The sequence below is a fragment of the Hymenobacter swuensis DY53 genome (assembly GCF_000576555.1).
Lineage (GTDB): Bacteria > Bacteroidota > Bacteroidia > Cytophagales > Hymenobacteraceae > Hymenobacter > Hymenobacter swuensis.
Window position 1 is genome coordinate 2,870,039 of the sequence record NZ_CP007145.1, and the last position, 19,427, is coordinate 2,889,465.

20 protein-coding genes are annotated in these 19,427 nt (G+C 60.7%); 9 read left to right on the forward strand and 11 right to left on the reverse strand.

Annotated features, from left to right (window positions below; genetic code table 11):
• Positions 1 to 128: 128 nt before the first annotated feature.
• The 4 genes from HSW_RS13745 to HSW_RS13760 all read left to right on the forward strand — a co-directional run bounded on the left by HSW_RS13745 (position 129) and on the right by HSW_RS13760 (position 4,416).
• Positions 129 to 1,454 (forward strand): NAD(P)/FAD-dependent oxidoreductase, encoded by a 1,326-nt coding sequence (locus tag HSW_RS13745; protein ID WP_044002402.1) that lies wholly within the window; start codon positions 129 to 131, stop codon positions 1,452 to 1,454.
• Between the two features lie 46 nt (positions 1,455 to 1,500).
• Entirely contained in the window at positions 1,501 to 1,728 is a 228-nt protein-coding gene (locus HSW_RS13750; protein ID WP_044002403.1) for a hypothetical protein, read from the forward strand.
• 222 nt (positions 1,729 to 1,950) lie between these two features.
• On the forward strand, positions 1,951 to 3,348 hold the full coding sequence (locus HSW_RS13755) for a 4Fe-4S binding protein (RefSeq protein WP_044002404.1): 1,398 nt from the start codon (positions 1,951 to 1,953) through the stop codon (positions 3,346 to 3,348).
• 27 nt (positions 3,349 to 3,375) lie between these two features.
• On the forward strand, positions 3,376 to 4,416 hold the full coding sequence (locus HSW_RS13760) for a formylglycine-generating enzyme family protein (protein WP_081768412.1): 1,041 nt from the start codon (positions 3,376 to 3,378) through the stop codon (positions 4,414 to 4,416).
• 4 nt (positions 4,417 to 4,420) lie between these two features.
• On the opposite strand, the gene HSW_RS13765 is transcribed toward HSW_RS13760, so the two are convergent.
• The 3 genes from HSW_RS13765 to HSW_RS13775 form a co-directional block, all read right to left on the reverse strand.
• The gene (locus HSW_RS13765; RefSeq protein ID WP_044002406.1) at positions 4,421 to 5,416 is read right to left on the reverse strand and encodes an alpha/beta fold hydrolase; all 996 of its coding nucleotides are present in this window, start codon (positions 5,414 to 5,416) and stop codon (positions 4,421 to 4,423) included.
• A gap of 68 nt (positions 5,417 to 5,484) precedes the next feature.
• A complete protein-coding gene (locus HSW_RS13770) occupies positions 5,485 to 6,054 on the reverse strand; it encodes a hypothetical protein (protein WP_044002407.1) in 570 nt (189 codons plus the stop codon).
• A gap of 29 nt (positions 6,055 to 6,083) precedes the next feature.
• The gene (locus tag HSW_RS13775) at positions 6,084 to 6,803 is read right to left on the reverse strand and encodes a GAF domain-containing protein (RefSeq protein ID WP_052346436.1); all 720 of its coding nucleotides are present in this window, start codon (positions 6,801 to 6,803) and stop codon (positions 6,084 to 6,086) included.
• Positions 6,804 to 7,059: 256 nt separating this feature from the next.
• Here HSW_RS13775 and HSW_RS13780 point away from each other — a divergent pair, with 256 nt between their 5' ends.
• From HSW_RS13780 to HSW_RS13790, 3 genes are all read left to right on the forward strand, one after another.
• Complete coding sequence (locus HSW_RS13780; RefSeq protein WP_044002408.1) at positions 7,060 to 7,773, forward strand: glycosyltransferase family 2 protein; 714 nt, start codon at positions 7,060 to 7,062, stop codon at positions 7,771 to 7,773.
• 177 nt (positions 7,774 to 7,950) lie between these two features.
• Positions 7,951 to 9,441 (forward strand): cellulose synthase family protein, encoded by a 1,491-nt coding sequence (locus HSW_RS13785; RefSeq protein ID WP_052346437.1) that lies wholly within the window; start codon positions 7,951 to 7,953, stop codon positions 9,439 to 9,441.
• Positions 9,442 to 9,469: 28 nt separating this feature from the next.
• Positions 9,470 to 10,900, forward strand: a complete 1,431-nt coding sequence (locus HSW_RS13790; RefSeq protein WP_155832979.1) for a DUF2029 domain-containing protein — start codon at positions 9,470 to 9,472, stop codon at positions 10,898 to 10,900.
• Here the strand turns inward: HSW_RS13790 and HSW_RS13795 are convergent.
• From HSW_RS13795 to HSW_RS13820, 6 genes are all read right to left on the reverse strand, one after another.
• Positions 10,816 to 11,784, reverse strand: coding sequence for a hypothetical protein (locus HSW_RS13795; protein ID WP_071883109.1), 969 nt, complete (start codon positions 11,782 to 11,784; stop codon positions 10,816 to 10,818). The two genes, HSW_RS13790 and HSW_RS13795, sit on opposite strands and share 85 nt — an antisense overlap.
• Before the next feature lie 49 nt (positions 11,785 to 11,833).
• Positions 11,834 to 12,442 carry a TIGR04282 family arsenosugar biosynthesis glycosyltransferase gene (locus tag HSW_RS13800; RefSeq protein ID WP_044002409.1) on the reverse strand — a complete coding sequence of 203 codons (609 nt, stop codon included), beginning with the start codon at positions 12,440 to 12,442 and terminating at the stop codon, positions 11,834 to 11,836.
• A 339-nt stretch (positions 12,443 to 12,781) separates the two neighbouring features.
• The gene (locus HSW_RS13805; protein WP_231501290.1) at positions 12,782 to 13,228 is read right to left on the reverse strand and encodes a rhodanese-like domain-containing protein; all 447 of its coding nucleotides are present in this window, start codon (positions 13,226 to 13,228) and stop codon (positions 12,782 to 12,784) included.
• Between the two features lie 163 nt (positions 13,229 to 13,391).
• Entirely contained in the window at positions 13,392 to 13,940 is a 549-nt protein-coding gene (locus HSW_RS13810; RefSeq protein ID WP_044002410.1) for a heme NO-binding domain-containing protein, read from the reverse strand.
• Positions 13,941 to 14,060: 120 nt separating this feature from the next.
• Positions 14,061 to 14,963: an anti-sigma factor gene (locus tag HSW_RS13815; RefSeq protein WP_044002411.1), complete on the reverse strand. Its 903-nt coding sequence runs from the start codon at positions 14,961 to 14,963 to the stop codon at positions 14,061 to 14,063.
• Positions 14,964 to 14,965: 2 nt separating this feature from the next.
• Positions 14,966 to 15,523 carry an RNA polymerase sigma factor gene (locus HSW_RS13820; RefSeq protein ID WP_044002412.1) on the reverse strand — a complete coding sequence of 186 codons (558 nt, stop codon included), beginning with the start codon at positions 15,521 to 15,523 and terminating at the stop codon, positions 14,966 to 14,968.
• Between the two features lie 235 nt (positions 15,524 to 15,758).
• Here HSW_RS13820 and HSW_RS13825 point away from each other — a divergent pair, with 235 nt between their 5' ends.
• Together HSW_RS13825 and HSW_RS13830 are read left to right on the forward strand one after the other, a co-directional pair.
• Positions 15,759 to 17,159 carry an NAD-dependent succinate-semialdehyde dehydrogenase gene (locus HSW_RS13825; protein WP_052346440.1) on the forward strand — a complete coding sequence of 467 codons (1,401 nt, stop codon included), beginning with the start codon at positions 15,759 to 15,761 and terminating at the stop codon, positions 17,157 to 17,159.
• A gap of 184 nt (positions 17,160 to 17,343) precedes the next feature.
• Positions 17,344 to 18,129, forward strand: coding sequence for an oxygenase MpaB family protein (locus HSW_RS13830; protein ID WP_044002413.1), 786 nt, complete (start codon positions 17,344 to 17,346; stop codon positions 18,127 to 18,129).
• A 77-nt stretch (positions 18,130 to 18,206) separates the two neighbouring features.
• On the opposite strand, the gene HSW_RS13835 is transcribed toward HSW_RS13830, so the two are convergent.
• Positions 18,207 to 18,977 (reverse strand): YdcF family protein, encoded by a 771-nt coding sequence (locus HSW_RS13835; RefSeq protein WP_044002414.1) that lies wholly within the window; start codon positions 18,975 to 18,977, stop codon positions 18,207 to 18,209.
• 68 nt (positions 18,978 to 19,045) lie between these two features.
• Positions 19,046 to 19,393, reverse strand: coding sequence for a thioredoxin family protein (locus tag HSW_RS13840; protein ID WP_044002415.1), 348 nt, complete (start codon positions 19,391 to 19,393; stop codon positions 19,046 to 19,048).
• Between the last annotated feature and the right edge of the window lie 34 nt (positions 19,394 to 19,427).

The following is a 19,427-nucleotide window of genomic DNA, read 5'->3' on the forward strand; positions in this document are numbered from 1 at the left end:
TAAGTGAATGAGGTTTACCGTAGGCTGTACGCGCGGGCGGGCATCGGGGTTAAGTACCCTCGAAAACCACATGCGGGCTGGCGGCGTAGCTTTGCCCGGCTTTCCACCCGTTTTTCACTTCCTCTTTCATGCATCTGGTCATCATCGGCAACGGCATTACCGGCGTCACCTGCGCCCTCACGGCCCGGCGGCTGCAGCCCGAGGCACGCATTACGCTGGTGGCCGACGAGAGTCCCCACCACATTTCGCGCCCGGCCCTGATGTACGTGTACCTGGGCCACCTGCGCCCCCAGGACATCAAGCCCTACGAAGACTGGTTCTGGCAAGAAAACCGCCTGGAGCTGGTGCACGCCACCGCCACCACCTTCGATGCGCCGGCCCGCACCGTCACGCTGAGTACCGGTGCCGTGCTTTCCTACGATAAGCTGCTGCTGGCCACCGGCTCGCGCAGCCGCCCGGGCCAGTGGCCGGGCCGGGAGCTGGCCGGCGTGCAGGGCTTCGTGACGCTGCCCGACCTGGAGCAAATGACCCGCGACACGCACGGCATCGGGCAGGCAGTAGTGGTAGGCGGCGGGCTGATTGGCATCGAGCTGGCCGAAATGCTGGCAGCTAAGGGCGTGGCCGTAACCATGCTCATCCGCGACGCGCACTACTGGGGCTCGGTGCTGCCGCCCGAAGAGGCAGCCCTGGTGCAGCAGCAGTTGGCCGCCCACCACATTGCGGTGCGCTACCACACCGAGCTGGCCGAGCTGCTGCCCGATGCCGAGGGCCGGGTGCGGGCCGTACGTACCAGCACCGGCGAGGAGCTGCCCGCCCAGTGGGTGGGCCTGGCCATCGGGGTAGAGCCCAACACCGAGCTGGCCCAGACGGCCGGACTGGAAGTAGCGCGGGGCATCCTGGTGGATGAGCATCTGCAGACAAGCGCCCCCCACGTGTACGCCGCCGGCGACTGTGCCCAGCACCGCCAGCCAGCCGCCGGGGAAGTGGCCGTGGAGCAGCTCTGGTACAGCGGCCGCCAGCAGGGCGAAACCGTGGCCTACACTATCTGCGGGCAGCCCCGTTCCTACCGGCGCGGCGTGTGGTTCAACTCGGCTAAGTTCTTCGACCTAGAATACCAGACCTATGGGCGCGTGCCCGCCCGGCCCGCGCCCGGGGAGCATAGTTTTTACTGGCAACACCCTAATGGCCAGCACCTGTTGCGCCTGAACTTCCGGACCGATACGTTGGCTGTAACGGGCGTGAATGTGCTGGGCCTGCGCCACCGCCACGAGGTCTGGGAACAGTGGCTACGGTCTGGTACTCCCGTACCGCAGGTGTTAGAGCAGTTGGGAGCAGCTAACTTTGACCCGGAATTTTTCCGCCAGCACGAGGCCGATATCGTACGCACGTTCAATCAGCAGTTTCCGCAGTACCCGGTGACGCTGCGACGCCGTAGAGGGTTATTCGGCCGATAAGCACTGTACGCGCGGCCTATCTTTCGTTTCCTCTTTCTTTTCCCCGATGGATTTCTCCAAACTGTATCACCCCAACGCCCTCAACAGCTTTCAATTCATTGCCGTGGTGGGCGCTATCATGAGCGCTGGGGCCCAGCTTATCATCCGGCTGCTGGGCAACGCGCAGCCTGAAGGCTACAACTACCTGTACCTCTGCTGGCTGGCGCTCTACATCGGCGGCACGCTGCTCAATTACTTCGGCAAGCCCTCCGACGACCATCACCACCATCATTGAGTTGACGGTTGCGTGTTGCCGGTTTTGAGTTGGGGGTTGTCAGCCAAACGTCATTTCGAGCCCGCGAGGAACCGAAGGAAGGCGAAGCCAATCCCGCGGGCTGACTTCCGGATAATATGCTACCACCTGGTTCCATCATCGGGCCACAGAACGATGTAGAGACGCAACACAACGTCTCTGCCCTTTCCTTTTTTTCTTTGCCTTTTGACTTCCCCTACCGTCATGACTACTGCTCCTGTTTCGCCGGTTTCGGTGCCTGAAAAGCTGCTGCTGGCCGTGGTGGGGCTGGGGCTGCTGCTGCTGCTACCCGTGGCCTTCGATGCTGACGCGGCACGGGCCCGGCTGTGCTTTTTCGCGGCGCTGGGGCTGGTGAGTGCGGGTACGCTGGGCTGGAGCTGGTGGAAATTCGGGCGGGAGCCGGCCGGCGTGCGCCAGAACAACCTGTGGCTGCGCGACAGTACCGGCCGCGGCGCCCTGGCCTGGCTCACGGCCGTGGTGCTCACGGGCTTCTACGTGGTGCTCTACTGGTTCAGCAACGACGATGGGCAGGGCAATTTCGGCCCGCTCAACCAGCTCATCCACGCCCTTGACCCCGTCAGCCAGGCCCTGCGCCGCCGCCCCGCCGACCAATGGTTTCTCTACGGCACCTTCTACACCCTGGCCGTGCTGCTGATGGGCGGGCGGGCGCTGTGGAAGTACCGTCATTCGCCCTACCAACGCATCCGCACGGCTTCGGTCATGTTCTTTCAGCTCGGGTTTGCCTTCCTGCTGCCGGGGCTGCTGCTTGCTTTTCAGCGGCCCGAGTACTATTTCAGCTACTTCTGGCCCCTCAAGTACGACTACCTGTTTCCGGGCACCGTGAGCTACCTGCTGAAGGATGGCGGCCCGGCCCTGGGCGTATTCATGGTGTTCTGGGGCGCGGTGATGTCGTTCGTGGCTACGCCGGTGCTTACCTACTTCTTCGGGAAGCGGTGGTACTGCTCCTGGGTGTGCGGCTGCGGCGGCCTGGCCGAAACCGCCGGCGACCCGTACCGCCACCTATCCGACAAAAGCCGCGCGGCCTGGCGCTGGGAAGTCCGTCTGATTTACCCTATTCTGGGCTTTATTGTGTTTGTCACGGCGCTGCTGTGGCTGGGAGCGGCGGGCGTGCTACCGGGCTGGTTTACCACCCCGCAGCAGTCGGGCCTGCCCCTGGTGAGTGGGCTGAGTCCGGTGGATGGGCTGAGCAAGGTGTACGGATTTTTCATCGGCTCCATTTTCTCCGGCGTGATTGGCGTGGGCTTCTACCCGCTGATGGGCAGCCGGGTGTGGTGCCGCTTCGGGTGCCCCATGGCCGCTTATCTGGGGCTGCTCCAGAAGCATTTTTCCCGCTTCCGTATCAGCACCAACGGGGGCCAGTGCATCTCGTGCGGCAACTGCTCCAACGTATGCGAAATGGGCATCGACGTGAAGCAGTACGCCCAGCGCGGCGAGCCGATTGTGCGGGCCTCCTGCGTGGGCTGCGGCCTGTGCAGCACGGCCTGCCCCCGTGGCGTGCTCAACCTCGAAAACGGCCCGCGTGCAGGCCGCTACCAGGCATCCCAGCTCATTTCCGCCGATTCACTGCGGATTTTGGGGTAGTAGCAAGGCTTGCTTTTCTTTACCGGCATGCCCTATCCTACACTTCTATTTTCTGCTGTCCTGCTGTTGGTGGCCGGCTGTTCTGTCCGCACCCCAAGCAGCACCTTCGACGGTATGTACAGCACAACTACAGGGCAACGGGTTATACCGGGTACTGGCGCTAACACCTACCGGGGCTATCCTGACGACCGGGTTCTGCAATTCAACTTCCGGACTGCTACCTGCTCTTTTGGTCAGATAAAGCCTCCCCGTAAAGCAGCTCAAGAAGCCAAGCAGGTTTTTGCGCCGGGCATCGTACGGGTTAACGACACGCTGGGAATAGATGAGGCAGAAATTCCCAACCGGGAATGGCTTCAGTACCTGCTGCACCAGGAGCAGGCTGGCGCAACAACGGCCCCATTGTTACCTCTCTCCTCGGCCTTGCCCAGTCCCGATTATTTTTCTGATCCGTTTTACCGTTACTATCCAGTGGTTGGCATCAGCTACGAGCAGGCGGTTGCCTTCTGCCGCTGGCGTAGTCAGGTAGTCACCTCCAGCTTTAATCAGAATAACGCAAAACCTGCTGATACGCTGTCGGCAGACTACGTACGCTTCACGTTTCGGCTGCCCACGGAGGCGGAATGGGAACTGGCGGCACTCGTTGAGCGAGGACTACCCTACGGCACTACGTGCACAGAACTTCCCATCGTCGTTAACCCCAGCGCAGCCGCCTACCTGAAAAAAAGGTCAGGCAGCCCTACCGACGCTGCACAAATCACGGCCGATATCAAGCAGTACAACCAACATAAACCTCTGCGCTCCTGGATTAATTACCGGCAACCGGAACCCCATTTTCTAAAGCTGCTGGCGCCGGGTTACGTGTACCAAGGACCACCCAACGACCACGGCCTGTATCAATTACTCGGCAACGCCGCCGAAATGGTGCAGGAACGGGGCATAACCAAGGGCGGCAGCTACCTCGAACCGCTGGAGGCCTGCACTATCAAAGCGCGGGGAACTTACAGCGGTCCGGCCCCGCAAATCGGGTTCCGGTGCGTGTGCGAGGTGTCCTACCCGAACCGCAAATAGTCCGTTACTGCAGAAACCCCAGCAGCGCGGCCTGAAACGCAGCCGGGGCTTCGAGGTGCGGGATGTGGCCGAGGCCTTTCAGCGGTACCAGCTTCGCCCCCTTGATTTGGGCGGTGGTGCGCTGACCCAGGGCCGGATACTGGCCCATACGCGCCAGTACAGCCGCATCCTTGATCAGGCCTTTGCCCACCACCGTGCGGTCGTCCTGGCCGATGATGAGCAGCGTAGGCACCGTCAGGCGGCTGAACTCATAGCAGACGGGCTGCTGATAAATCATGTCGAAGGTGAGGGCGTTGGCGCGGGCTACCTGCGGGAAATCGGGGTGGCGGGTCTGGGCGGCCAGGGGCAGCAGCCACTGGTCGTGGCCGGCGGGGTAGCCGTGGGGGTAGTAGGTGGCGTGGTACTTCCGGATGCTGACCTCAGTGCTTTTCAGCTCGCCGGCCTCGGCCTGATCCACTGACTGAAACGGCACGCCCACGCGGTAGTCTTCCAGACCGATGGGGTTTTCGAGTACCAACTGCGCCGTTTGCTGCGGGTAAAGCAACGCGAAACGGGTAGCCAGCATCCCGCCCATGCTGTGGCCCACCACCACGGCCTGCCGCACGCCCAGCGTATCGAGCAGGCGGTGCGTATTGCGGGCCAGCTGGTGAAACGAGTAATGGATATTCGGCTTATCCGACTTCCCGAAGCCCACCTGATCGGGCACTATCACCCGAAAGCCTTTTGCCGATAGGGCCTTAATGGTTTCGCGCCAGTAAGCTCCGAAGAAATTCTTGCCGTGCAGCAGCACTACGGTTCGGCCGTTGCCTTTGCTGCTGCCTGGGACGTCCATGTAGGCCATGCGCACGGCCTGGCCTTCCAGTTTCAGCGGCAGGTACTGCACCGGACATGGGTAGTCTAGGCCCTCAAGGGTGGCGTTGAGGGCGGGGGTTGTTTGGGCTGAAACCCGGGCGCCGGTCAGCAGCAACAGACCCAATACACAGGCAAGAAGACGAAGCATACAAGAGGAGGACAACCAGATAGATGCCCTGTTCAACTGCCCGTCCCGGCTTTAGGTTGCGGCCCGGGCTACGCGCCCGTTGCGCCACGCGGCTTCAGGCGCAGTTCCAGCACCCGGGTATCCTCGTTACTCCAGATGAAGTTGCGCACATCTTCCACCCGATACACCACTAGCCCATCGGGCGCGCCGTACTCGGTGTAGCACTCCATCAGCACCTGCTCCTGGGTAAGTTGGCGGATATAGCCGTAGTAGTCCATGCCCAGGTGGGTGTACACGTTCACGAGTTGGCCCAGCTGGTGGGCCCGCTCCAGCAGAAGGGGCACCGTTACGTACTCCTGCTCCATAAACTGCGGCGACTTGAGGCCGGCGTACACTTTGTCCAGGTTATCGGCCTTGAACTCGACGTGGCGGATGTACTGGTCGTCGAAATCGACCTGAAACACCTCCAGCATATTGAACGACTGAATGGCCGTGGGCATTCCGTCGCGGTTGATGATGCGCAGCACCACCACTTCATCGGAGAAGCTCACCACGTAGCCCACCGAAAAACGACTGGGGTCACTTTGGCTGGTGCGCACGCCCAGGAGCCGCTTTTCCCGGCGGGCCCGCTCAAATATTTCCTGAAATATGCTCGACATTGGGGAAAGGGAGAGGAAAGCCGGAGACGTTAATTGCTCAGCGGCGCAGTGAATTCGACCAGATGGTGCTCCAGCACGCGGCGCAGGCCCAGCAGGCGGTGTTGCGTAGAAGCCTGTTCTCCGGTGTTACCCGACATGGTGCCCAAACGGCTGGTCAGGTAGCGCGCCAGGGCCGCTTCATCGTGCAGCAGCTCCTGCAGCTCCCGCTGCACCGTTTCCCAGTCGGCGGGGCGGCCTTGGGCAAGGTAGTGCTGGCGCAGCTCAATGGTCAGACTGGTGAGACTTGCCAGCACCATGAGCAGTTCCCGCTCCCCGGCCGACATAGTGCGGGGTACCCGGCCCATCACGCAAAAAGAGCCGATATGATTGCCGTCGGGCATGCGCAGGGCCGCTCCGGCGTAAAACTGCAGCCCGGCCGCCTTTGCCACGTACGGATTGATCAGGCCGCAACCTTCGTCGGCCAGGTTCTCGTACGCCAGCACTTCCTGCTGCAGAATAGCGGCCGAACACAGGCTGTCGGGCCGGGCCACGCGCTCTAGGCCCGGCAGCCCGGTACCCGCCTTGAAGAACACTTCCTGCTCATCAACCAGCGAAATCAGGGAGACGGGCACATTGAAAAGCTGCGCCGCCAGAGCCACGTACGCGTCAAAAATAAGCTCTGGCGTCGTGTTCAGGATATTGTACTGATGCAGACTGCGCAGGCGGGCCGCGTCGTCGGCTGGAATCAGGGAAGCAGGCAAATCATGCATAGGGCCGAGGTGCAGGTAGTTGCTAAAACTAGCAGCCCGGCTTAACGAAGGCCACTGAACAAGCGAAATTACGCATTTATCATCCCCGGCACTAGCATCTGGGCCAGTTGGGCAGGAATAACATGCGCGGCCGCTGCTTCCCTTCCACAATGCAATCCGGGCCGGGTTGGTATTCATCGGCGCGCGGGGGCTTTATGGCGACGTAGTGCCAGTTTAGCCCGGCGGGTGTGCATCTTTGCAGCCTGAACCGCTCCTCATGTCTGACTCGTCCTCACCCCTACCCGTTATCGACGTTATTATTCCGGCTTACAATGAGGAACTATCCATTGCCCGGGTGCTGGCCGAAATTCCGGCCGGACTGGTGCGGGAGGTGATTGTGGTGGATAACAACTCCCGCGACCGGACCGGCGAGGTGGCCCGGGCGGCTGGGGCCATGGTGCTGCACGAACCGCGCCCCGGCTACGGCCACGCCTGCCTGGCCGGCATGGCCCGCTGCTACGGCCGCCCGTCCACCGAGCAGCCTGACATCATCGTGTTTCTGGATGGCGACTACTCCGATTATCCCGAGGATATGACGGCGCTGGTGGCTCCGCTGCTGCGCCAGGAAGCCGATATGGTGATTGGCTCCCGGGCGCTGGGCCAGCGCGAAGCCGGCTCCATGCTCCCCCAGCAGCTGTTCGGCAACTGGCTGGCCACTACCCTGCTCCGCTGGCTCTACGGGGCGCACTTTACCGACCTGGGGCCGTTCCGGGCAATCCGGCGGGAGGCGTTGCACCGTATCGGGATGCAGGATACCACGTATGGCTGGACGGTGGAAATGCAGCTGAAGGCGGCCAAGCTGGGGTTGCGCTCCGTGGAAGTACCTGTGCGCTACCGGCGGCGCATCGGGGTCAGCAAGGTTTCGGGCACCGTGAAAGGGACACTAGGGGCCGGCTACAAGATTCTCTGGACTATTTTCCGGTATCTGTAGTGCGTTGCCGCTTGTCGATTTCAGGTTATCAGTACCTATTTTCCTGTGGCACAACTACCTCTCGATTCGCAACAAGCCTACCCCAGAATAATAACGGATAGCTATTCTTTATAGTAGCTGCCGCCGTCAGCATCCCATCCAAGGCCCTACGTTTCCCCAATTCCAATACCCCGTTTAATGCTCGTTTTGCAAGTTGTGTTGGTGACGCTGTACGGCCTGTGCCTGCTGCTGCTGCTGGGCTTCAGCCTCACGCAGTGGCAGCTGACCCGGCTGGCCCGCCGCGCCTACGCCGCACCAGCCGGCCCGGAGCCGGTGCCGCCCCTTGAGTGGCCCCGCCTGACGGTGCAGCTGCCCCTCTACAACGAGCAGTACGTAGTGGAACGCCTGATTGACACCTGCGCTGCCCTCGACTACCCCGCCCACCGCCTGCACCTGCAGATTCTCGACGATTCTACCGATGAAACCGTGACGCTGGCTGCGGCCCGCGTGGCGCACTACCGGGCCCGGGGGCTGCGCATCGACCATGTGCGGCGGCCGGTACGCACTGGTTTCAAGGCTGGCGCCCTGGCCCACGGCCTCACCCTCACGGATGGCGAGCTGATTGCCATTTTCGACGCTGACTTTGTGCCAGAGCCGGATTTTCTGCGCCGGGTAGTGCCGCATTTTTTCCTGGATACGCCGCATGGCCCACAAACCGGGGTGGTACAGACTCGCTGGGGCCATCTTAATGAGGAATTCTCCCTCCTGACCACGCTGCAGGCCTTCGGGCTGAACGCGCACTTCTACGTAGAGCAGGTGGGCCGGCAGCGGGGGGGGCATTTTATCAACTTTAATGGCACCGGCGGCATCTGGCGGCGCACCTGCATTGAGGACGCCGGTGGCTGGAGTGCCGACACCCTTACCGAGGACCTCGACCTGAGCTACCGGGCCCAACTGCGGGACTGGCAGTTCCGCTACCTGCCTCAGGTGGCCGCCCCCGCTGAGCTGCCCGCCACCATGGACGCTCTCAAGTCGCAGCAGTTCCGCTGGACCAAAGGTGCGGCCGAAACGGCCCGCAAGCACCTGGGCCAAGTGTGGCGCGCGGGGCAGCCGCTGAGTACGCGCCTGCACGCCACGTTTCATTTGCTCAACAGCTCGGTTTTCGTGGCCATTCTGCTGATGGCGGTACTGAGCGTACCGCTGGTATTTGTGCGGGCTTTGGGGGCGCAGGAGCTGCGGCCGGCGTTTTTCCTGGCGGCGTTTTTTCTATTGGCCCTGGTGCCGCTTACCTTCTATTTCCACACCGCCTGGCAGCAGGCAGCGCGCCACCGCCGGGCCCCGAGACCCGGCTTTCTGGGGCAACTGCTGCTGTTTCTGGCCTTTTCGATGGGCCTGAGCCTGCACAACTCCCGGGCAGTGGTCATGGGCCTGCTGGGCCAGAAAACTGCCTTTATCCGGACCCCCAAACTGGGCCTGATCCGACGGCAGGGGGCGTGGCGGGGCCGGCAGTACCGCACCAGCCGCCTCCTGAGCGGGCTTACCTGGCTGGAGGGCCTGCTGACGGCCTACTTCCTGTTTGGTATCGGGGCGGGGCTATACCTGCACGAATACGGGCTGCTGCCCACGCATCTGCTGCTGGCCACGGGCTACGGGCTGGTCTTTTACTATTCTCTTCGGCACGCGGCATAGCGGTTTGTTTCCTCCTGTTTCCAGCTCCGTGAAACCCGTTTTTCAACTCAGTGCGCTATTTGTGAGTGCCGGGGCGTACGGCTGGCTGGCCTATGCCACTCCCCGCTTTTCTTTTGAGCAGCTGCTTCTGCTCTTCGCATTGGCCTTTGGCGCGTATGTGGCCCTGCTGAAATCCGGCCTCGCGCTCCGCTGGGGACTACTTGCGGCCCTGCTGCTGCGGCTGCTGTGGCTACCTGCTCTGCCCGCCCTCTCCGATGATTACCACCGTTTTCGATGGGACGGACTACTTTTCACGCAACAGGTTAACCCCTACCAATATCGCCCCGACGAGTTGGTGGAGACTTCCTCCCCTGCTGCTCCCCTTGCCCTCCAGGCGGCCGTGCCTGAACTGGTGCAGCCCATCATAGGCCAACTCGCGGAGCTGTATCCGCGTCTCAACTCACCACAATATTACTCCGTGTACCCGCCGGTTTGCCAGGCAGCTTTTGGCGTGGCTGCCTGGTTGTTCCCGACTTCAGAAAGGGGCTTCGTGCTGGTATTGCGGCTACTGATTCTGCTGGCCGAAGCGGCTACAACCGGGCTGCTGCTGGCTTTGCTACGTCGATTTGGGCAGCCGCCGCAACGCGCACTGTGGTACCTGCTCAACCCGCTGGTTATTGTAGAGTTAACCGGCAACCTGCATTTTGAGGCCCTTGTTACCAACTTTCTGCTACTTATGCTGTGGCTGCTTGCGCGCGGCCGGGCCGCTACTGCCGGCGCGGCCCTGGCCCTGGCCGTGGCCACTAAACTATTGCCGCTGCTGGTACTACCACTCCTGCTGCGCCGCCTGGGCTGGCGGCCGGCGGGTTGGTTTGGCGCGGGCCTGCTGGTGACGCTGGCACTTTTGTTCGGGCCGTTCCTGAGTCTGGAGCTACTGGAGAATATCGGCCGGAGCCTGAACCTGTACTTCCGCAACTTCGAGTTCAACGCCAGCTTTTACTACTTGCTGCGCGCGGCCGGCCAGTGGTACACCGGCTACAACCAAATTGCCCGCATTGGCCCGGCGCTGGCCCTGGTTGTTGCCTTGGGCGGCCTCCTGCTGGCTCGCACGGAGTGGCGGCCGACATGGGCCACATTGCCCCACGCGCTTCTACTGCTTCTGACGCTTTACTTCCTACTGGCCACCACGGTTCATCCCTGGTACCTCACACCGCTGGTGGCACTTAGCGTATTTACCCGGGCCCGCTACGCCCTGGTGTGGTCAGGTATGGCAGTGGTGTCGTACGCGGCCTACCGCACTACGGCGTACACGGAAAACCTGGGGCTGGTAGCCCTGGAATACAGCGTGGTGCTGCTGACAGTAGTTCTTGATACTAGTCAGGGTCGGCTTAGTCCTCAGCCGACCGGACCTCTCACTACTGCCGAGTCCGGTACCGCAACGGAATCGGGGGCAGTGGGAAGGGCGGCGGGTGCACTCTGAGGCCAGTACGCATAGCGGCGCACCTGCTTCAACCAGAGGTTGCGGCCGTCCCAGGTTACTTGCCGCAGCAATACATTCGGGTAGGTTTTGGCAAACCAGTACACGTTCTGCTTTTTATCGGTCAGGGTTACGCTTACCCGCCAGGCCGGCTCAGCGGTATCAGCCGTGAGGCCGTCTTCTACCCGTACCTGAGCCTGATAGAGCTGCGGGGCCGCCGCTTTGCTGGTCTGCTGAAGTTCGTAGATGAAAGCCTGGAAAGTTGGTAGTGCTTCAAACCGCAGGCTGCGCAGGGTATACGGCAGCGCGTCTTCAAATAGGGCATCATAGCGCAGCGTACGTTGGCCGTTGCCCTGCCCGTCCCAGTAGGAATTGTACGTTTGCTGGTACTGCAGGCCGTCGTTTACAATGGCCTTAAAGGTATTGCCGCACCACTCCTGCGACGAGGTGGTGAGCTTATGCAGCAGCACTGGCTGGTCGCGCCGGAAAAAGAGGGAGGTCAGGAAATGGTACGGGTAGTTATTGGCCGGAATGCTGCAGAACTGGTTCACCTTCATCACCGGAAAGACATCCTTACGTTGGTAGTCGTCGGTTTTAACGTTGTACTGCTGGTTGAACTCTTCCTTGACCGTGATGAGTGTGTACTCGAAGCGGCGCGGTTCGCCATAAATAACGCGTTCAGCAGTGTAGGTAGCCACTTCAGCCTGCCCGTCTTCCCACAGCGCCGCCATGGCCCACTGCTGCCGGAAAGGCCCACCGCGCCGCGTAAGCGGATTATCCTGAGGCAACGGAATATTTGCCGCCGCATTTTTCCGGCCAGATTCGGAAGAGCAGGAAAGCAGGCCGGCAGTCAGGCACACCGCCGCAAACGGAACAACACCACGCATAGAACAAAGGAAACAGAAGCGTAAAGGTGCGCTACCATACGCGCAAACCCTAGTCCGATGTTTGGCCGGCCACTACCTGCCAAGCGCGCCAATCGGACCCGGTGTCAATATCGTGCAGTTCCGGCAAACGGTGCAGGCGTAGCTGCAACCGCGCCGCATCAGCCTCGGTTTCAGCCAGCACCGTAGCCGTGCTCCACGGTTTATTCCGGAAGAAATCAATATACAACTTCTTCATTCCCAGCAGATAATAGCCACCATCAGCCGCCGGCCCCACTACCACATCGTGGATATCCAGCGCCGCAAAAGCTGCCTCCAGATGCACAGTAGTCAGGCCCGGGCAGTCAGTCCCGATGATGACCACCTTTTCCGCGTTACGGGCCAGATCATGCGCAAAAGCAGTTTGCATTTTCTGCCCCAGGTCGCCGGGCGGCTGGGGCAGCTGTTCGTAGCCCGTCCAGTCATCGGCCTGCTCCGGGATGTGCGGAGTTTCGGCCAGCCACACGGTTTTGTGCACGTCCAGCGGGGCCACTACGGCGCGGGTATGCGCCAGCAGCTGCCGGTACACGGCCAGCGCGGCCTCCGCCCCGATATCGGCGGCCAGACGGGTTTTCACGCGCCCGAGCTCCGGATGCCGGGCAAAGATGATGAGGTGCTGCATGAGAGGCTTTTGGAGGGGTATGGGGCTTCCGTGGTAAGTCAGGTAATATGCCTTCTTCCCTGCTATTGTAAGAATGGGATAGGGCTGCCAGTACAGCAGGTAAACACCTAGCTAAGAACAGGCAACGTATTCATCTAAGAGGTAAACACTTGTCTGAAATTTGGCAGGGTGTTTACTGGCCAACGGTTACCAAGCAGATGTATAGGCTTATTTCGAGTCGCTAAGTTGGCAGGCGCTACAAGCAATACACCTGACAGTCTGAATAACCTCTGAAGCTGCTTCGGCATCTGGCATCCGAAAAAACAAAAAACCAACAGCTAAAAACGCGCAGTCACAAACTCATTTGTAGGCTGGAGTACCTTTTTTCAGCCAGGGTCGCCAGAGCACGGAGTACGGATGCACATTGGCAGTCGGACCCTGGGCGTTTACCACGCCGTAGCCCTCGTTTACCCACTGGAAGATGCCGCCGTAAAGGTTACGCACGTCGCGGAAGCCCTGCTCCTTTAGCCACGCACCCACTTGCTCGCTGCGTGCGCCCACCGTGCAGTACACCACCACCGGCTGGGTGCGGGCCACCCCACTTAGGTTAGTTTCGCGGTAGTGGTCGAAATCCACGAACCGCGCCCCGCGTAGATGACTCACCTGGTACTCGGCCGGCGTGCGGGTATCTAACAGCAACACCTGTCCAGCGGCCGATTTCTGCAGCAATGTAGTAAGGGAGGCGGGCTGTACCACGGGCACTGTCTGCTTATACAGCAGCTTCAACATATGGTCGTAAGCAGTCATGTCTGAAGAAGCCGGGGCCGGCTGCTGCCCGCAAGCGGTCAGGACCACAGCCAGCATACAGGCCGTTACCAGACTGATCCGCAGAGGAAACAGACGTCGTAACATAGTAAAAGGCAGGTACAGAAAGTACAGTTGAAAGGTACAAAACAACTTTATCAGGCTCTTACGCCGGCTGCACGCGGCGCACCCGAATGCGAACCTGCTCGCCGTTTTCGCTGGTAGTGGGCTCTACCTGAATCAGGTCGGCTTCATCGTAGTATTTAGCTACGCCCCGCACAATACCCACGGCCAGCGCCCCCATTCGCCGCTTCGATATGTAATCGATAAACAGCTCATCGGGCGAAACGCGGGTGACGTGCAGAACCGGGGGTGCATTTTCAGCGTGTTCCGTCCGGACCTGCCGGTGCATGGTGCTCTCCGTATGTTCCAGCATATCCAGCGTGCCCCAATGGGGCTGCAGCAGCCGCTGATACATGTACATCAGGTCGGGCACCAGGTACTCGCCAAACTTCTCGTGAAGCTCATCGGCCGAGAGGCCAGTCATGGTAGCGGCCTCCCCTACCAGCCGGTACATGTGCTCGTCGGGGTACACATTCTTGTGGTCGAAGTCGGCAGCGGTAAGGCCGGAAGCTTCCAGGAGTCGAATCCAGGTGCTGTGATCATACTGCGTTTGCACGTAGCGCTTGAGCAGGGTGAAGATGGTGCCGTGCACGGAAAAAAGGCTGATTGGTAAGACCGGAAGATAGACTGATTTACTCAGACTAACCGGCCGGATACGCCAGGGAGCAGACTGCTTGCGCAGCCTGCTCCCCTTCATAACACCGGTCTGCCCTTAGAGGTTGCCGATTACCGTCATCGTGCTCAGCGTGGGTGACGCTACACCACCGGCATCTTCTACCGTCATGGCGAAAGCCTGGGCACTGGCAATGTCCTTCATCTGCTGGATACTGTCGCCGGCGGCGGTTGCCGTAGCCAGTACCCCAGCATCTACCGGCTTGCCGTTATCGAGGGCCCACAACTGGTACTGCTTGCCTTCAGGCAAAGCAGGCAGGTTGCGAACATCCACGTACACGGCCTTGGTTTGCGAGTTGTAGTACACGCGGGCCAATGCTTCGGGCGCTTTGGGTGTGCCTTTTAGCTCTACGGGGCGGAAGGCCTCGTTGCGCAACACGGACAGCTGCTGGTCCCGCTCGTTGAGGGCTGCCTTCTGGGTAGCCGCGTAGCGCGACTGTTCCGTCTGAGCAACCTGCAGGTTGGCTTCAGTTTCCTTCAGCCGGCTATACAGCAGGTAATTACCCAGCGCACTCAGCAGCAGTAATGCCACCGAAGCTGCTATCATCCAGCGCGTACGGCCTGAGTTGGTTTCGGGCAGCGGTAACTGCCGGACCACCGTTTCCTGCGGCGCGGCTGTTGCGGCCGGCTCGGGAGCGGCCGAGGCTGCCATCAATGGCGAAGCTACCGGAGCATCGGCCGTCTGAATAGCTTTTTCCTGCTCAGCCGTGGCCCGGATGGCCTGCTGCCAGCCGGTTAAAACCCGCTCACGCATTCCTTCGGGTGGGGTTACGGCATGGGCTTCCCCATACGCGTCCAAGGCGTTTATTACTTGTTGCAACTCCCGGCTAACGTCCGGGTGTTCCCGCGCGATACGCTCCACTTCGGTGCGTTCGGCCTCGTTGAGGACGCCCAAAGCGTACTCTTCAAGGATGCCAGATTCGATATACTCCTGTATGTTCACGATTACCGAATCAGTTTAGAAAGTACTTTGATTGCCGCCCGGGCACGGGTTTTCACCGTCCCGAGGGGTAGGTTCAGTTCTTCTGCCACTTCGCTTTGTGTAAATCCGCCGAAATAAAGCAGGTCCACGATTTGCCGCTGGTCCGGATTCAGCTGGCGCGTCATTTCCTGCAGGCCAATGTGCTCAGGCCGGAACGACGGTTCGGCGGCCTGGCGCAGCGCTGCACTTTCCTCGATTGGCTGCGTACGACTACCTACGCGGTACTGTCGGGAGCGGATTTTGTCGATGGCTAAATTTCGACACACATTCATCACCCAGGTAAACAAGCGCCCTTTTTCGGCGTCGTAGGAGGGGAAGGAGTGCCAAATTTTCACCATGGCCTCCTGCAGCACGTCCTCGGCGGTTTCTTCCTTCTTCACGATGCGCAGGATAACACCGTAAAGGGCCGAGGAGTATTTGTTGTAGAAGATGGTCATGGCCCCTTCGTCCCGGTCGCGCAGACGCTGCACGAGCAGAACTTCGGTTTCAAGGGCAGCTGACTCAGGAGTAGAAGCAGACACGGGCAGCAGCTAAGGGAAACAGGGCAGCACAGATAGCTAAACCCTGCGGATGAAACGAAAGTACACGATAAACCTATATTTCAGCACAACGCCCCCGTAAAGTACAGTTGCGGCGCGCAATCCCGTTGCTACGGCCCGCCGGGCAGCGAAGTTGCAACGCCGCTACAACCAGGTCGCCGTTGAGCTTGTTTTACGGTCTTTCCTCTACCCGCCCTTCTTTTCTTTCCCTGCTACTATGCCCATCGAATCCTTCAACCCTTACACCAGCCGCATCGAACGGCGTTTCCGTGCCTTCAGCTGGGCCAAAACCGAGCGGATTCTCGCCCAAGCCCACCGGACTTTTGCCGAGTGGCGCACCACCACCTTCGCTCACCGGGCCCGCCTGATGCACCGCGCCGCCGAGTTGCTGCGCGAGCGGCAGCACGAGCTGGCCCGTCTGATGGCCGTGGAAATGGGCAAACCCATTGCCGACGGCCGCGCCGAGGCCGTGAAGTGCGCTTTGTGCTGCGACTATTACGCCGAGCACGCCGAGCAGTTTCTGGCCGATGAGGAAATCAGGACCGAAGCCCAGCGTAGCTTTATTGCTCACGAGCCCATTGGGGTAGTGCTGGCCGTAATGCCCTGGAACTTCCCCTTCTGGCAGGTGGTACGCTTTGCCGCCCCGGCCCTGATGGCGGGCAACGTGGGCCTGCTCAAGCACGCCTCCAACGTACCGCAGTGCGCCCTGGCCCTAGAGAAAATTTTCCACGATGCCGGCTTTCCGCCCGCCACGTTCCGCACGCTGCTGATTGGCTCTGATCTAGTAGAAAAGCTCCTTGAGGACGACCGGGTGCGGGCTGTGACGCTCACCGGCTCGGAGCCGGCCGGCGCGGCGGTGGCGGCTACGGCCGGCCGCCAGATCAAAAAAACCGTGCTGGAGCTGGGCGGCTCCGATGCCTTTATCGTGCTGGCTGATGCCGACCTGGAAGCAGCCGCCAAAACCGCCGCCCAAGCTCGCATGATTAACGCCGGCCAGAGCTGCATTGCCGCCAAACGCTTTATCATAGAAAAGCCCGTGCTCAAAGAGTTCATCTCGAAGATGAAAACTCACCTGCTGGCGTTCCGCACCGGCGACCCACTCGACGAAAGCACCCAGTACGGTCCCCTCGCCCGCCCTGACTTGGCCGATGAGCTGACCCTGCAGGTAGAAGACTCGGTGAAGCAAGGAGCCAAAGTGGAGCTATATGGCGGCCAGAGCAAGCCCGGTACTGCCCTGTTCCGCCCCGTGATGCTCAGCCACGTAAAGCCCGGCCAGCGCGCCTACTCCGAGGAGTTCTTCGGCCCCGTAGCCATCATCCTGGAAGCCAAAGACGCCGACGACGCCATCCGCCTCGCCAACGACTCCCGCTTCGGGCTGGGCGGCTCTATCTGGACCGCCAACGCCCAGCGTGGGCAGGAGCTGGCCCGTCGGGTGGAGGCCGGCGCGGTGTTCGTGAACAGCATGGTAAAGTCGGCGCCGGAAATGCCGTTCGGGGGCGTGAAGAAGTCGGGCTATGGCCGGGAATTGTCTCACCTGGGCATCCGGGAATTCGTGAACCAAAAATCCATCTGGGTAGCAAAGGACGAGAAACCGCAAGCCAGTAAGAAAGTAGAGTAGCACCTGATAACGCCTTTTAAAACAGCCCGGCCGTCTGAGTGAGGACTCAGACGGCCGGGCTGTTTCGTTAATTTCTTTTAAAGACCATACATTATCACTTTGCAATTCAAAGTAATTTGTATTATTATTGTGTTCTGATTCCACGAGTTCAACATGGAAGCAGATTTTCGCTAATTACCGGTGTATGGACTATTTCGTAGCGAAGGATTCGGTGGTGCGGGCCATCTGGGGCAAAGCAGATACAGTGCTGTTCATTTTTGCTGGGGCGGCCGCCGAGTTTGCCGTGAACAAAGCCGTTGACTGGCTCTATTTCACGGGCCGTCTGCCCGCCGACCCACTAGGCCGGCTGTTCTCGACGGTGGAATACGCCCGCCGCATTGTGTTTGCGAACCGGCAGGGGGCTGAGCAGGCCATTGACACTATTGCCGCCATCCATAGTGCCGTGGAAGCCAAACGCGGCCAAGCCATTCCGGCCTGGGCCTACCGCGACGTGCTCTACATGCTTATCGACTATTCCATCCGGGCGTTTGAATTACTGGAGCGGCAGCTCACGGAGCCTGAAAAAGCGGAGGTGTTCGACGTGTTTTGTCGGGTGGGCCAGCGCATGGGCATTCCGGAGCTGCCCGCTACCTATGCCGCCTGGCTCCCGGACCGCCAGCTTCATCTGCAGCAGGACTTGCTGCACAGTACCTTTACCACTGATCTGTACCGGCAGTACCGTAAGCACCTGGGGCCGCTGCGTTACCGGCTGCTACTACAGGGGCAGCGGCTGGTAGTGCCTGCTGTGGTCAGGCAGCAGCTACGGCTGGGGCAGCATTCCTGGCTGCGGGCCGTGGTACCGCTGTACCGCTACTCGCAGCACGCGGCACTTTTCCGGTGGCTGAAAACCAGCCTGCTCCCACCAACCTACCGCGCCCAGATTGCTGCCCTGGATATGGCGCCGGCCGCCACACTCCCGCAGGCCGCATAGCCGGGCCGGCCAGCGGCAGCCACAGTCAGCATTTTTTACCTGCCGTTGACATCAGGCGCTTTCCAGACGTCTGCATGTCAACTCACGTAGCCGAGCACTTTGTACACCAGGTAGCCGGCTATTTCGTGCAGCAGAATACTCCACAGGGTCAGGGGCTGGTCGCCGGGAAGTACCCAATACGCGAGGCTTGGTTTTCGGTCGGAGGAGTAGTAGCCGGCCGGAAAAGGAGTCGGGCGCAACCCTACCTTCGCGAAGCAGCCAATGGCCCGGCGCTGGTGAAAAGCGGAGGTTATCAGTACCGTTGACTTAATTTCCGGATGTCGGGCCAGCAACTCTTTGGTAAACAGCGCATTTTCGCGGGTATTGCGGCTGCGGGTTTCCACCAGAATATCATGGGCGGGCACACCGGCCAGGCGCAGCAGTACGCGCAGCTCCTCGGCCTCGGTTTGACCTTCTGTACCATTCAGCGCCCCAGAGCCGCCGGTAATAATGATACGGCGGATGCGGCCGGCCCGGTAGAGCCAGAGCGTGTGCAAAAGCCGGTCGGCTCCTTGCTGCACGTACACCCGGTCGTGCGGTGATTTGCGGCCCTCGGTGATACCCGTGAGCAGAATTCCCGCATCGTGGTAGCCCAGCTGCCGCAGCGTGATGGGCGGCTTCTCCCAGGCCAGCATAGCCTCGTTGATCAGGGCCGGATTGGTAAACAGCAGCAGCCCGGCCGCCGCCGCCCATAGCACCCGCTTCCGCCACCGGGCATTCCGGATCAGCACTCCCGCCAGCAGCAGGCCCACCAGCCAGATAGCAGGCGACAACAGAAAATCCAGAACCTTAGAGAGGATAAAAAACATGGCCGCGAAGCTACGGCAGGAAATCCTGCCGTCACTTCACGGCCACCAAGGGGCACTTGAGCGGCTTTCTAAACTGGTACGGCAGCTGTATCGGTGCAGCCTTGGAGCTGACGCAGCATCTGGAGGACCTCCTCTTCCGTGCGCAACGTATCGCACTCTACCAACTGCCCCCGGCAGTACGACACAAAAAACGGGGCTACTTTGGTGTCCATCATTTTGCGGGCTACCGGGTTTTCACTGGCATCTAGCCGCAGAAAGGCAGTGGTCTGGTACGTGGTATCCAGCGCAAACCTCTCGAAGGGCGGGGCCAGCAGCTCACAGATCGGGCAGTTAGAGGAAGTAAATTTGGCCAGCACCCGGGGATAATCGTGGATGAGAGTACGCAGGCCTTCGTCGTTGGTGTCAATAATTTTCATGCGGCAGGCAGTAAAAGCAGAAAGAAACGGCCAA